Here is a 13763-nt window from a genome sequence, read left to right on the forward strand (position 1 = left end):
AAAAATCATGACCCGATTACAGGAACCCGAACAGGGGCTGGAGTCAGACCTGCAGGAATGGCTGGAGGCTCTGAGGAACATCTACCAGCATCACGGCGAACAGGGCGTCAACACGATTCTTAACGGCCTGCGGGAGTGGAGCAGGGATCACAACCTGGCTCTGACCCAGTACCCGCTGAACACACCGTATCTGAACACGATTCCGGTAGCCGAGCAGTCTGCCTACCCTGGCAACCTGGAGCTGGAAAAGCGCCTGGAAAACATTAATCGCTGGAACGCCATGGCCATGGTGCTGCAACAACAGGATCAGGGCTCCGGGGTCGGGGGCCATATCGCCACTTACGGCTCAGCAGCGACCCTGATGGAGGTGGGGTTTAATCACTTCTTCCGTAACCAGGACGCCACCTACGGGGGCGATCTGGTCATTCTGCAGCCCCACACTGCACCTGGCGTCTATGCCAGGGCCTTCCTCGAAGGCCGACTCAGCGAGCAACAGCTGGGGAATTTCCGCCGCGAGCTGCAACCCGGCGGCGGCCTCCCTTCGTACCCCCACCCGCTGTCGCTGCCGGATTTCTGGCAGGTACCCAATGCGTCGATGGGGCTGTCCACACCCACCGCCATCTATCAGGCCAGATTCGCCAAGTACCTGGAAAACCGCGGTCTCAAGCCAGCCCGCGGAGGCAAGGTCTGGTGTTTCATCGGCGATGGCGAATGCGACGAGCCGGAGGTACTAGGCACCATAAACATTGCTGCCCGGGAGAAACTGGACAACCTGATACTGGTGGTGAACTGCAACCTGCAGCGCCTCGATGGCCCGGTACGGGGAAACGGCAAGATTATCCAGGAGCTGGAGGCAACCTTCCGCGGTGCGAACTGGAACGTTATCAAAGTGATCTGGGGCGGAGGCTGGGACAAACTGCTGGCGCTGGACGTCAACGGCACCTTGCGTCGCCGCATGGAAGAGTGCGTGGACGGAGACTATCAGCGTTATTCGGTCCTGCCGGGCAACCGCCAGCGGGAGCACTGGGTACATGGCAATCCGGAACTGGAAGCCATGATGGCCTCGCTCAGCGACGATGAGGTCAGGCAGATCAAACGCGGCGGCCAGGACGCAGAGAAAATTTACACTGCCTATCAGAGAGCGCTGGAAAGCCAGGGTAGACCTACCGTAATTCTTATCAAGACCGTCAAGGGCGATGGCATGGGGCCTGACGCAGAGGGCAGGAATACCGTTCACCAGAAGAAAAACCTGGGTCCGGAGGAGCGATTGGAATGCGCCCGGAATTTCGGCATACCCCTTGACGAAGAGGCTGTAATTGCCGCGCAGTTCTATCGCCCCCCGGCGGCCAGCAGGGAGCTGCGCTATCTGCATACCAGGCGCGAACGGCTCGGTGGCTTCATTCCCGCACGGGAAGACTGCTGCGCTGCCCTGCCGGCACCAGCACTGGACGATTTTTCATCGATTACCCAGGGCTCTGCCAGGAAGCCTCAGTCTACCACCCTGGCTGCGGTCAGACTGCTCGCCAACCTGATGCGCAACCCCGAACTCGGACGCTATATTGTACCTATCGTTCCTGACGAGGCGCGCACCTTCGGTCTTGATGCATTGTTCAAAATCGCCGGAATCTACTCGGCTGAAGGCCAGCATTACACACCTGTGGACGCAGAAAGCATTGTCACCTACCGGGAAGCCCGGGACGGCCAGATTCTGCAGGAAGGCATCTGTGAAACCGGCGCAATCGCCTCCTTCCTTGCCGCGGGTACCGCGTATTCCATACACCGTCTGCCGATGATTCCGTTTTATTTTTTCTATTCCATTTTCGGCTTTCAGCGGGTGGGAGACATAATCTGGAGTTGCGGCGACATGAAGTGCCGCGGTTTCCTGATAGGGGGGACGGCAGGCAGAACCACCCTTAACGGCGAGGGTATCCAGCACCAGGATGGTCACTCGCCAATTCTGGCCAGCACCTATCCCAACCTGAAAATCTATGACCCCGCCTTTGGCTATGAGCTGGCAATAATAGTCCGCGACGGCATTCGCCGCATGTACCAGTTACAGGAAAATATCTTCTATTATCTGACTGCCTACAACGAGGCCTACCTGATGCCTGCTATGCCCGCTGACTCCCCGGCGGAAGACCTGGAGCGGAAAGTCATCAAGGGAGGTTACCTGCTCAGGACTTTGAAAGCAGCAGAAAGCCCGGAATCAAGTAACGAATCTGTCAACCTGCTTGGCAGTGGATCCATTCTGCAGCAGGTTCTGGCAGCGGCAGAGAAAATTCATAACCTGGGGTTCACCGTACGGGTCTGGAGTATCACCAGCTATATAGAACTTCAGCGGGAAGCGCAGAGTTGCGACCGCTGGAATCGTCTGCACCCGCTGGAGGAACAGAAGGTACCTTACCTGGCTGGCCTGTTCGGCGATCGTTCGGAGGTGGTAGTCGCTGTCACCGACTACATGAAGTCACTGCCGGCGTCTATCGCCGGCTGGATGGGACAGTACTACCTGGTCCTGGGTACCGACGGCTACGGTCTCAGCGAGTCCCGCGAAGCGCTAAGGGATTTTTTTGAGATCAGTCCGGATTACATCGTAGCCGCCACACTGACCGGGCTGTATCGAAAAGGACGCATCGACGCGGACACTCTACAGAAACTGCTGAAAGATCTGGCCGTTGATCCTGACAAGACCAGCCCGGTACCCCGGTGACTGAAGGCGCCTGATGGCCACAACACCCATGCTGAACGGTTGTCAGTGGGTCAATGAGTACATCAGGTAATTGATACCCAGCTGGTAGGCGGCGTTGGCATAGCGGGTCGGGTAGGACGGGTGGTAGGTGTGTTCCCAGCCATCCCCCATGTCCGAGTTCCAGTTGATCAGCACCATCACCCGGCCGTCATCATCCAGAATCGCATGATTGGTGGCGTAGTCCACGTCCTGCTCGCCGTACTGATCACTGCGCCCCAGCGCAGGAATCATCTGGGCGCCGTCGATATCGTAATACACGTGGTAGATTTCGTGGTCCGGTGCCAACTGTATAATCTGCCGGTCAGGGAAAACCTGGCTGAATGCCGCAAAAAAATTGTCCCACTGTCTGGTGCCCCAGAAATCATCGATCAACAGAAAACCGCCCCGAAGCAGGTATTCACGCAGGTTTTCGATCTCCAAGGGATTGAAATTGATTCCGCCGGCCTGCCCCACTTCCAGCATGTAAAGAAACGGGTAGTCAAAGATTTCCTGGTCGTCCAGCCGTAACACGATCGGATCGCTCATGACCCGGATATTAGTCAGTCGGGATACGCCCCGTAAGAAGTTCATATCCGCATCCGGGAAGTCTATTGCCCAGGTGCCGCCACCAAATCCGCCAAACCCTCTGAAGCCACCGCCAAAATAAGTATCGAACTGAACTCTGACGAAGTTGAATTCACCACCCTGATCATAGTCCGGGCGATGAGGATCCACCTGCAGCGGCACCTGCGCGAGGACCGGCTGGCCAACCACGCAGCAGACCGCCAGCAGAATTCGAGTAATTGTCTTGGGAGAAACCACTGCGTACCTTGAGTTAATCGCTATAAAGTAAGGAGTGTAGCCCAGTTGCGGAAAGCATTGCCATTGTGCCCGACCCGAAATTCCTGCCCCTCGGCTGCGTTACATTGCTCAGAAGCGGGCCCTGAAGGAACCCGCTCACTGCCCCGGCCGGCAGGATTGACGGTACCCCTGACCGGCACCTCACTGACTTCTGAAACCGGCGCAGTAGTCCTCGTCAGTCAGCGCCGGAGTGAACCACACATAATCGAAAGGCAGCACATCGGAATAGGCCTGCAGGTAATCCATAGGATCGGAGCTGTCCGGATCCACCTCCAGCAGGGCCACGGAGAGAATAGAATCCGGTTCGATTTCAGGATCCAGCGCCAGCAGGTACCGCGGCACTCCAAGATCCCTCCGCACGTGATAGTTACCGGCCAGCAGGATATTCACCCGCCCCCCCGGCGCAATGGCGGCCAGGCTTGACGCCATGGCGTGGTCACGCGCCTGCTGCACCCGGACCATGGCCGGAAACTGGCTTGGTGGCAACATGTTGCAGTGGCTTTCGTCTATTTCACTGTTCATCTGCTCCAGAGCGGGAGCATCAAGCACGCCGGCAATTTGCGGATCAAGTGGTTCACCATACACCTGCCCGACCCGTTCGCCACTCAGGTTGGCGGTCTGCACCGCTACGCCGGCCTTCAACGCCTCTGCTACCAAAGGGCCGTAGAAGTCCCAATCCCAGCCGGCCTCATCCCACTGCAAGACTTCTTTCAGTTGCTGGAGGGAACCAAAACCCGATTGCTCCACACCTGCCAACCGGTCTGCGAAGCTGGAATCCATCATTTCGAAAGAGACGGAGGTCACCAGATCATTCCCCAACAGGTGACGCAGCAGGTTGAGTTGGAGCTGATGATGGTCCGGGTTATCGTGTTTCTCACCCAGCAGAAGGTAACTGCTTGCAGAAAGAGAGCCGGTGAGCTCTTCTGCCGTCACAAACCGCTTGTCGCCCGCCCGCCAGATCGCGCCCACCAACGGGTGGTCCTGATAGAGCGGCGATTGCCATGCCGGGATCAGTGCGACTGAGTCATCCGAAGCAACACCGGCGACCTGACCCGGCTGAGTACAGGCCAGCAGAGACAGCAGTGCTGATGCGGCCAACAGACCCTGACCCCAGCTTCTGTGTGACAGAACAGTGAGCCTCAATCGAGCCCCCCCCGGTCGAGCCAGGCGAGGTAGATTTCCTGGCTCCAGAAATTCTGAAAGTAAGCAATGGCCGCCAGCTTGTCGTCATCACCGAGTACGTCATCGAAAGGCGGCATCTGGCCACCGTAAGGAATACCGCCGGTGTCGATGGTCTGTAACAGCTGTTGCAGGGGATGATGCCAGGCATGCGCCGACCCGTTCAGGGGCGGCGGAGGAAAAGAACCATCCGGCTGCCGGGTGCGCCAGTCCGCGGTCAGCCCCTGTGCCGCATCGCCATGGCAGGCCGCGCAGTGCTGTGCGAACACCACCTGCCCCTGCTCAACAACGGCGCTGCTGTACCAGCGAGACGCTTCGGCCTCTGCTGCCGCAGAGACTGGCGCCTGGGAGACTGCCGGTTCGCTTTCAGAAACGGTATCTTCAGAGCACGCGGCCAGAGTAAGAAGCAGGAACGTGCCCACCATCAGTGTACTCTGGTCACGCCTGTTTGGCTGTTCCGGTGATGGTTTAGAGTTCAGCATCATGCCACATACCTGCATTGTCTGTGCCGGGCACTTGCCCGGGTCCTGAAGCGCTATTGCCCGGAAACCGCAGCAAAGGGCATTCATCAGGCGCCAGGCTTGTTCGTCAGGTTTTACCTTCAGTCATTACGTTTAGGGTAGTCAAAATCGATCAGTTCAGCGTCGCCATATTTCACCGCGGACCAGTTTTCAATCGGCAGCCGCAGTTCCACCAGGCCACTGGTGGGAATGTTGTCGATACCGGCATCGCACATGTCATTGACGAACTCGGTAATCGCCGGGTTGTGACCAACCAGCATGGCCGACTGAAACTCCTCATCGATCAGGCTGGCGGCCTTCATGAACATGGGCGCGCCGGCAAAATACAGTTCCGGATTGGCGCTGATGTTATCCTCCGGGTAGCCAATTTCCCTGGCAAACAATAAGGCCGTGGCCTTGGCCCGGACCGCGGGGCTGGAGATTATGCATTCCACCGACCTGCCGCTACGGGCAAACCGCTCCCCGATTTTTCTGATATCGCTGATCCCCCTTTCAGCCAGCGGGCGCTCGAAATCCCGCAACTCTGACTGGTCCCAACTGGATTTTGCATGGCGAAGTAAATACAGCGTTTTCATCAACTTAACCGGATCAGGGGATTGAACTCACGAATTGTCGGAACAGGCGTCAGAGGCCCCGATCAGTTACCGGTCAGCTCCGTCAGACGCTCCCGAAGCATGCCGAGTATCTGGTTCAGCTCGCGGAAATACTGGTTTTCAGCCGCTGCGGCATTCATTTTCTCGGTCAGGATCGCAAACTCAGGCTGCAGCTGCTGCAACAGCGCTTCCCGATTGATCAACACATCGGTGCCCTGCTGATTCTCCTTCGCATTATCGCCTCTGCGCCGGATCAGAAAATCCGGCTCACACGCTTCCTGAGAAATATTGGAACCGGTGGGCGTGTACTTGTGGCAGATAATGTCATATCTGTCGTCTTCGTTGAGGGTGTTATAAACCCGATAAAACTCTTTCTGAATGCGGTCGATCTGCTGCCTCAGTTCACCCGCTGACAGATCTTCAATAATTATCTGTTCTTCCTCGGCACCGCGGACGCCGGCTGACAGGGTGATGAGGCCAATCAATTGAGCTATAAGAAAAAGACGTTTTTTCATAAGTTGATCCTCGTGTCTCTGGCCACGCACACCAGGCCATGTGCGAGTATAACCCCGCCTTTGCAAAAGTACGATGGCAGGGCAACAAATTGTCACAGGCCGGTTGCGGCCAGATAGCTTGCTCCAGGACGCGTATGCCGCCTGCTGTGGCGGGCTTTCCCACATCCCTGCGGCCGGGTTGCAGAAAATTTTCCGGCCCAGCCTCACAAACCTTTGTTGCCCTCCCCTGATTGGCATCAAGCTGCAATAAAAGTAATCCTCTTCAGTTAAAAATATCGAGTTTTTAACCGATATCCCGATATACAGTTATCTGGTCATTGGCCATTAACCCTGCGAATCGATTGTCCGAGGAGAACACTCTATGTTTAGTGGAAAAAGCCGCTGTACTGCCATCTTACTTTTAGCGGCATCCAGTCACACGATGGCTCAACAATCCGGTGATCTCACCACCGAGATCGAGCTGGGCGCCATACTCACTTCCGGTAACACCCAGGAGCGAAACGTCGCCTATGGCGTGACTGTGGACTGGGACAGAGAGGTCTGGGACTACCAATTCACCTCCGATGGCCTGCGAAACAGGAGAAATGGCCAAACCACGGCACAGAGGTTCTATCACGTGGCCAGGGGGCGGAGGGATCTGTCCGAAAACAACTTTTTCCAGGTCCGGGGCGCCTACGAAGCCGACCGCTTCAACGGCTATGACTTCCAGACTGACCTCTCAGCGACCTACGGTCATAACTGGCTGACCAACATCGACAACATGACTCTCTCCACGGAGGTGGGACCCGGTTATCGAGTCTCCGAAGGAGAGGAGGAAAACCTGAACGAATTCATGATCCGTGCTGCGGCGGATTACGAATGGGGTATCTCCGAAACCGCCAGCTTCTATCAGGATCTGGCATTTGAATTTGGTCAGGATACCAGTATCTACCGTTCGGAAAGCGGTATAGAGACAGAAGTCATGGAGAATATATCCATGCGCTTTTCGATCAATATCAGGCATCAGACTGAAGTGCCGGCCGGCCGCAAGAAAACCGACACTCAGACAGCCGTAACCCTGGTCTGGAACTTCTAGTCCCTGATCTCAGACTCTCCAGAGTCGCCGTGCTGGCGCGGCAGCTCTGGAGGGCAGCTTTCAGCTCCGGTCATCCGGGAGCCGGAAGCTTGTTCCCACCATCCTTCCCAGCAGTTGGTGTTACAATGGCCAGTACTTTTAGACAACCTCTTTTGCAGTGCGCGACCCTGATATGCTGCCAGCAGTAAGACTTTATTGGCTTATCACCCTCGTGGCACTGCCTTTCTGTGTCTCCTGGCTACTGATTGTCAGCTCCGGCTCTATCAGCCTTCCTGACCTGCTGAAACACCCTTTTCAACTTATCCTTTCTTTTATGTGCCTGGGTTACGCGCTGCTCGGTTTCTATGAAATGCACTGGGCTCCCAACAATCTGAAGCGTAACTACCCGGTGCTCGCCAATATCCGTTATCTGCTGGAATTGATTCGGCCGGAAATCCAGCAGTATTTTATCGCCAACAACACCGAAGAACGGCCGTTCAATCGAGAGCAGCGCAACATCATTTACCGACGCGCCAAGGGCCTCAACGACACGCTGCCGTTCGGAACCCAACACGACATCCTCGAGCAGGGTTATCGCAGCCTGGAGCATTCCATCAATGCCACCACTGTTAAACAGGAACATTCCCGTGTGACCATTGGCGGTCACCAGTGCGCCAAGCCCTACAGTGCTTCACGTCTCAACATTTCGGGAATGAGCTTCGGTGCTCTCAGTGGCAACGCCATTGCAGCCCTCAACAAGGGGGCGGCTCTGGGTGCATTTGCCCACAATACCGGCGAGGGCAGTATCAGCGAACATCACCTGCACGGAGGCGACCTGGTGTGGCAGCTGGGAACCGGCTATTTCGGCTGTCGCACACCGGATGGCCGACTGGACGACAGGCTGTTTGCAGAAAAAGCCGCGCTGGAAGTCGTCAAGATGATTGAAATCAAGATCTCCCAGGGTGCGAAACCTTCCCACGGCGGCGTGCTGCCAGGGTCCAAGGTAACCGAAGAAATCGCCAGAATACGAACCGTGGAAGTGGGCAAGACCGTCTATTCGCCAGCCAACCACCCAGAATTCAGCACCCCCCGGGAACTGCTGGAATTCGTCAAGCGACTGCGGAATCTCAGCGAGGGGAAACCTGTCGGTTTCAAATTGTGTATTGGCAAACGAAGCGAATTCATGTCCATCGTCAAGGCCATGCTGGAGATGGATATCGTGCCGGACTTTATCACGGTTGACGGTGCTGAAGGCGGCACCGGTGCGGCACCGGTGGAGTTCTCCAACCGCTTGGGAACGCCGTGCCTGGAAGCAACTTTCTTTGTCAGCCAGGTGTTAATAGGTGCCGGTCTGCGCGACAGGATCCGTATCATCAGCGCGGGAAAAACCGCCACCGGCTATGACATGCTGGAAAAAATCGCGGTTGGCGCTGACGCGGTCAATGCGGCTCGCTCCATGATGATGGCAATTGGCTGTATCCAGTCGCAGTCCTGTAACACCAATCACTGCCCCACCGGCGTTGCCACGACCGACCCTCGACGGGCACGCGCCATCGACGTGGAGGCCAAGGCGAAGCGGGTCTGTAATTTTCATCACAACACCATGCATGCGTTTCTCGAACTGTGCGGTGCCATGGGCTATGAAAACCCCTCCCAACTGAAACCCAAGGATATCGTCTCTCGCTATGACGCGGGCTACCGCTACTTTGATGAAATTCACCAGTCTTTGCAGCCGAACCAGTTGCTCGACAGTTCCGCACCAACCAGCTACCTGGAGAGCTGGACCCGCGCCGCGCCCGACCGCTTCTGAATTTGAGCGCCGGGCGCCACGAAACCTCTGATTAACCAATGCATTATTCCGCTCGGTAAGCCGTCTTTCTGACTGAGCTGCAAAGTCACTGATCTGCACCTCCGCAAACCTGCTGCTACACCCTGCTTTACAGCAGTCAAGAGATGCAGCAAACTGACAAGCCATGGATTCCATCCGACTGTCGCCTGCAATATTGTTCCTGTCAGTGTCTCTGACGCTGTCACTCCCCGTGCAGGGCGATCAGAATGATCCCCGCCTGGACAGCCTGTTCGAAGCGCTCGCCGAAACCACCCGCCCGGAATTTCTGGCAGAGATAGAGAATCGGATCTGGAATCTCTGGTACCAGCACCCCGACCCGGAGGCTCAGGCAATGCTGAAGGTCGGGGAGCAATTAATGAACGCCGGTTATTACAGGGACGCACTGCGGGTATTCTCCACGCTGATCGACCAGCAGCCGGAATTCGCCGAAGCCTGGAACAGGCGGGCCACTCTGCACTACCTGATCGGAGACCTGTCTGCCTCGATCGAAGACGTCAACAGAACCCTGGCGCTGGAGCCGCGTCATTTCGGGGCTCTTTCCGGCTTAGGACTGGTTTATCTGCAGCAGGAAAATTACATCAAGGCCCGGGAAGCCTTTGAAAAGCTGCTAATGGTGCATCCTCACAGCCCGGCCGCCAGACGGAATCTGGAAACCGTCCTGGAAGCGCTCCGAGCACGTTTTATCTGACCACTCTTTACCCCCAGGATGACCCGACCTGACCTGGTAAATGGTCTGCCCCCTGCCCTCAGGCGATCGTTCCAGGCCCGCATGGCCACACCAGTCTGAACAGGCCCATTGGGAATCTGACCCGTTGGTAGCACAGCTTGTCGACGTGGCGGCGGGCAGCACTGCCGAAATGGACAAAAAAGGCGCCACCCCGGAGGGAAGCGCCCTTCTTATTTCCTTCCTGTCGACCGGATGCCGCGGTGGCTGATTACAGCCTGGTAAAGCGTCTGACTGCTTCCAGCTTCCTGTCTGTCAAACTATCGGTCTTTCTGACCAACCGATGCGGTCTGTAACGCTGACTGTCCTTTGCAATTACTGACAGTCAAGCCGAGCAGACTTCCAGTGACTTATTGGCGAGTTCCGGTGACTCCAAACGCGCCGAAATCGCTGCCAAATTCACCGGTCAGGGAATCACCATCGATGGTGCCGCTGAAATCCAGAGTAATACTTTGACCCTGGGCGTCCAGGCTGGTTGAGAAATTAACCGCATCGCCATCAAACATGATGCCGCTGAGGTTCTGTTGCCCCATATCGCCAGCCATGCTGCCAGTGCCATCTTCAGCAATGGTCAGCGTCGCAGGCATAGCGCCCAGCGGTGTGCTCATCTCAATGTTCCAGACGCCGACGGCCGAAGGAGCCGAGGCTGCGCAGCTGGCCAGAACCAGCACCATTGCCATTAAAGATCCACCAAATAATTTGTTCATATGCTTAATACCTTTCTGATTACACTGACTGAGTACAGCTTTCATTGTTCACAAATGTGACTCGCAACTTTTAACGGACCATTCCATCCAGAGAATGCGACCCGCTCCCTTACCCGGTGGATTTCATTAGATCCTGGCCGGGCGATTCTCAGACTGGGCGGACAGGATTATAACCCTGACGCAAGCCGTCGGTTCTTAAGGGCAGATTCTGACTAAGTGATATGCAGGCTAGACGCTTCATTGAAGGCTGTTGACTTGCGCACCCCCTCTCGACCAGACATCTCCTCGTTTCCCGGGCTCATTCCATTGAACCTCGCGGTCTGGAGGAGACTATTGTCCGGTTATTTACCGGGCAGTCAACCGCTTTGACCGATTTACAAACAAACCGGTCGAGAGGAAATTCCCGCCACCGGTTGTCGGGGGATGACCGGCAGCCTTTCAGCCATGCAGCTGCCCACAGATCAAGCAGACCGCTATTGTGACCGCCAGGCTGTTAACCAGGTTACCGACTGCCTTTCAAACCCCATCTGCCGGAGCCCCTGGGCCAGGCCCGGCATGTGCGCCGCACCAAAATAAATGCTGTAGCTGTTCGCGACCGGGTTTCGCAGGTTTTCACCAAGTACGTTCAACGCTGCTTCATTACGGTCGTCGAGCAGCGTAAAACCATTGCCGGTAATCGCCATCAGACTCCCTTCAGACAACGCCAGACTCTGCCCCAGCAGGTATTTAAAGGCCCCCTGTCGATTGGGAAGAGAAAACAGTCTTACCAGATCGGCGAGGCTGATGTTCAGTGGTTCCGAACCCGCTACTGCAGGACGGCTCTGCTGGTTTTCCACTTCCGCCAGCACCAGCGCCAGAAAGGCCGAAAACAAAGTTTCTCCCTTGGCGGCCATGACTGCATCCAGCTCCTGGGGTTCCAGATCGGCATGGACGAAATTGGGCCTGGCGTAGTTGATCACGTCCAGCTGATAGCTGAGCCCAAGGAAACGGGTCATGCTGGTCTGCAGAAATCCAATCACGCCGGATCCCCGCCCGACCCCGCTGCCATCCGGGCGCACGGTTTCGTCAGCCACCAGCTCATACAGTACTGCATCGCGGGTGGTGAAGTAGTCGTTCAGGCTGTCGTAATAACTGCGTTCCGCCATGTGCACGGTTGCCACCAGGTCCACCTCGACTCCGTCAGTATTGCGGTAGGTGACAACGGCGGTCTGCAATTCGCCGGCAAACTCGCCGGCACCCTGCAGAAAACGCAAAAACTCGCCCGACGGCTCAGGGGTTGCCCCCAGCAGCGTGGCCGGCAGGACCGGAAAGCTCAACAAAGCCACCATCGCCAGAGGCCTGGCGCAGGTTCTGATCAGATTTCTCAGTAGTGCATGCATTGTGCCGATCATAGCAGAGGCCTGCCCTGTCCCCGGGCTCCTGCGACCAGATTCATGAATTCCAGGCCAGTTCCAGGATCTCCCGGGCGTCATCTTGCGAAACCACTGGCTTCGGGTTGCGTCGGACCACCGGGTGGCGAACCGCCAGTTCGGCGATTCGGGGCAGAATGTCCCGGGGCACGCCAACATCCTGCAGCGATGTCGGTAATTCGAGGCGCTCCACCAGTTCCCTGACTGCCAGCCCGGCACTCCCACCGGGACGGCCCAGGGCTGCGGAGATATCCCGCTGCCGTTCGGCATTGACTGCGCTATTCCACTGCAGGACCGCTGGCAACATAACGCAGGAGGTATAGCCATGCGGTACTCCGCACACCGCACCAAGCAGATAACCGATGCCATGGCTGGCGCCATGTTGTACCTGTCCCAGCCCGCAACAGGCCAGCCAGACTGCCTGCTGACACTGACTGCGTGCCTCGAGATCTGCAGGGTCATCATGGGTCTGGGGTAGATACCTGGCAAACAGGCGGATGGCATGTAAAAAATGACCCTCCAGATAGCTGTGGGAGCCGGCGGAACAGTAGCCCTCGATGGCATGATCCAGCGAGCGGACAGCCGTTGACATCCACAGCCAGTCCGGCGTGTGACGACTCAGTTCAGGATCATAGAGGATCGCCTGGGGACACAGGTCCGGACCGCGGTAGCCCTCTTTGAGAGATTTTTCCGGGTCGGTGACACCGGCGTTGTTGCTGAATTCAGCACCGGAGAGAGTTGTCGGGATAGCGATCTGGCGCAGAGCCGAAGGACCCTTGAAACGGCTGAAGTCCCCTGCCAGCGGTCCTGCGCTGCCATCGGCGAACCGGGCATAGGCCAGCAGCTCTGCTTCCGCATGGACATTCTGCACGAGCGCCAGCTGCACCACCTTGGCAGCATCAATAACAGAACCGCCCCCCACGCTCACCAGCAGATCAGCCTGTGCCGCGGCGGCGCGCTGGATGGCCTGCATCACGGCCGGTCGCGGTGTATGGGCCGGTATATCGGTGCATACTGCGGCCAGACGACTTCCCAACGCCGCGCCAAGCGTGTCCAGGATGCCACTTCGTTGCTGCAGGGTCTGCGAAGCAAGCACGACGACGCGCTGACTGGCCCGGGCGTCCACCTGCGCCAGCAGGCTGGCCACGGCATTACCTCCCTGTATGACTGTATCCAGTCGGGGGTAGTTGAATTGGATTTCGCGAACCTGCCTGCTCATAGCGCCTCACAATGACATCAGGGAATCCCCGGTAATCCGTAACTTTCTCTGTCAGCACCGGAACTGTCAAGGAAGGACCCGCTATGGCGCGTCCCGTTCTATTGAAGCACCCGTACAACAGGTATATGCTGGTCAGCTGGGCTCCATGGAAGGCCTGGCGCAAATCACAACGCGCACGCTGACACTCAGCTGATCTGACTGACCGTAACGTGATTTCTACCAAGTGGGATCTTTATCGGGTGTGACTTTCTAAAAGTTGAAGTATATGAGCCGTGACTTTTGTCGAAAGGGACTTTTATCGACAGGGACTTTTATCGAAAGTGACTTTCTATGAAACGGTGAAATATCACTTTTCCAGAATGACTCCAGCGTCTCTTTGAAATCACCAAACAGACCGGAAACACCAG

The 13763-nt window shown here is 56.9% G+C and carries 12 protein-coding genes; 4 read left to right on the forward strand and 8 right to left on the reverse strand.

The features are described 5' to 3' along the window. The first annotated feature begins 7 nt into the window (after positions 1–7). The gene (gene aceE, locus R3F50_03380) at positions 8–2707 is read left to right on the forward strand and encodes a pyruvate dehydrogenase (acetyl-transferring), homodimeric type (protein ID MEZ5489343.1); all 2700 of its coding nucleotides are present in this window, start codon (positions 8–10) and stop codon (positions 2705–2707) included. 42 nt (positions 2708–2749) lie between these two features. On the opposite strand, the gene R3F50_03385 is transcribed toward aceE, so the two are convergent. The 5 genes from R3F50_03385 to R3F50_03405 form a co-directional block, all read right to left on the reverse strand. Further along, positions 2750–3547, reverse strand: coding sequence for a DUF4159 domain-containing protein (locus tag R3F50_03385; GenBank protein ID MEZ5489344.1), 798 nt, complete (start codon positions 3545–3547; stop codon positions 2750–2752). 180 nt (positions 3548–3727) lie between these two features. Next, a complete protein-coding gene (locus R3F50_03390) occupies positions 3728–4684 on the reverse strand; it encodes a ChaN family lipoprotein (GenBank protein MEZ5489345.1) in 957 nt (318 codons plus the stop codon). 41 nt (positions 4685–4725) lie between these two features. Next, positions 4726–5250 carry a cytochrome c gene (locus R3F50_03395; GenBank protein MEZ5489346.1) on the reverse strand — a complete coding sequence of 175 codons (525 nt, stop codon included), beginning with the start codon at positions 5248–5250 and terminating at the stop codon, positions 4726–4728. A 116-nt stretch (positions 5251–5366) separates the two neighbouring features. Further along, positions 5367–5861, reverse strand: a complete 495-nt coding sequence (locus R3F50_03400) for a histidine phosphatase family protein (GenBank protein MEZ5489347.1) — start codon at positions 5859–5861, stop codon at positions 5367–5369. 62 nt (positions 5862–5923) lie between these two features. Further along, complete coding sequence (locus R3F50_03405) at positions 5924–6394, reverse strand: hypothetical protein (GenBank protein MEZ5489348.1); 471 nt, start codon at positions 6392–6394, stop codon at positions 5924–5926. 361 nt (positions 6395–6755) lie between these two features. Here R3F50_03405 and R3F50_03410 point away from each other — a divergent pair, with 361 nt between their 5' ends. The 3 genes from R3F50_03410 to R3F50_03420 all read left to right on the forward strand — a co-directional run bounded on the left by R3F50_03410 (position 6756) and on the right by R3F50_03420 (position 9985). After that, the gene (locus R3F50_03410) at positions 6756–7469 is read left to right on the forward strand and encodes a DUF481 domain-containing protein (GenBank protein ID MEZ5489349.1); all 714 of its coding nucleotides are present in this window, start codon (positions 6756–6758) and stop codon (positions 7467–7469) included. Between the two features lie 172 nt (positions 7470–7641). After that, complete coding sequence (locus R3F50_03415; GenBank protein ID MEZ5489350.1) at positions 7642–9258, forward strand: FMN-binding glutamate synthase family protein; 1617 nt, start codon at positions 7642–7644, stop codon at positions 9256–9258. A gap of 163 nt (positions 9259–9421) precedes the next feature. Beyond that, a complete protein-coding gene (locus R3F50_03420) occupies positions 9422–9985 on the forward strand; it encodes a tetratricopeptide repeat protein (protein MEZ5489351.1) in 564 nt (187 codons plus the stop codon). A gap of 386 nt (positions 9986–10371) precedes the next feature. Here R3F50_03420 and R3F50_03425 read toward each other — a convergent pair whose 3' ends face one another. From R3F50_03425 to R3F50_03435, 3 genes are all read right to left on the reverse strand, one after another. After that, positions 10372–10728 (reverse strand): hypothetical protein, encoded by a 357-nt coding sequence (locus tag R3F50_03425; GenBank protein MEZ5489352.1) that lies wholly within the window; start codon positions 10726–10728, stop codon positions 10372–10374. Positions 10729–11201: 473 nt separating this feature from the next. Next, on the reverse strand, positions 11202–12119 hold the full coding sequence (locus R3F50_03430) for a hypothetical protein (protein ID MEZ5489353.1): 918 nt from the start codon (positions 12117–12119) through the stop codon (positions 11202–11204). A gap of 40 nt (positions 12120–12159) precedes the next feature. Then, the gene (locus tag R3F50_03435) at positions 12160–13356 is read right to left on the reverse strand and encodes an iron-containing alcohol dehydrogenase (protein ID MEZ5489354.1); all 1197 of its coding nucleotides are present in this window, start codon (positions 13354–13356) and stop codon (positions 12160–12162) included. Positions 13357–13763 lie beyond the last annotated feature (407 nt).

This window comes from Gammaproteobacteria bacterium (assembly GCA_041395725.1).
Taxonomy (GTDB): Bacteria; Pseudomonadota; Gammaproteobacteria; order Pseudomonadales; family Pseudohongiellaceae; genus NORP240.

What these genes read in the sequence shown, in the direction of transcription:
- aceE (MEZ5489343.1), top strand. Translation starts at nt 8, where the DNA reads ATGACCCGATTACAGGAACCCGAACAGGGGCTGGAGTCAGACCTGCAG.
- R3F50_03395 (MEZ5489346.1), bottom strand. Translation starts at nt 5,250, where the DNA reads ATGATGCTGAACTCTAAACCATCACCGGAACAGCCAAACAGGCGTGAC.
- R3F50_03400 (MEZ5489347.1), bottom strand. Translation starts at nt 5,861, where the DNA reads ATGAAAACGCTGTATTTACTTCGCCATGCAAAATCCAGTTGGGACCAG.
- R3F50_03405 (MEZ5489348.1), bottom strand. Translation starts at nt 6,394, where the DNA reads ATGAAAAAACGTCTTTTTCTTATAGCTCAATTGATTGGCCTCATCACC.
- R3F50_03410 (MEZ5489349.1), top strand. Translation starts at nt 6,756, where the DNA reads ATGTTTAGTGGAAAAAGCCGCTGTACTGCCATCTTACTTTTAGCGGCA.
- R3F50_03415 (MEZ5489350.1), top strand. Translation starts at nt 7,642, where the DNA reads ATGCTGCCAGCAGTAAGACTTTATTGGCTTATCACCCTCGTGGCACTG.
- R3F50_03420 (MEZ5489351.1), top strand. Translation starts at nt 9,422, where the DNA reads ATGGATTCCATCCGACTGTCGCCTGCAATATTGTTCCTGTCAGTGTCT.
- R3F50_03425 (MEZ5489352.1), bottom strand. Translation starts at nt 10,728, where the DNA reads ATGAACAAATTATTTGGTGGATCTTTAATGGCAATGGTGCTGGTTCTG.
- R3F50_03430 (MEZ5489353.1), bottom strand. Translation starts at nt 12,119, where the DNA reads ATGATCGGCACAATGCATGCACTACTGAGAAATCTGATCAGAACCTGC.
- R3F50_03435 (MEZ5489354.1), bottom strand. Translation starts at nt 13,356, where the DNA reads ATGAGCAGGCAGGTTCGCGAAATCCAATTCAACTACCCCCGACTGGAT.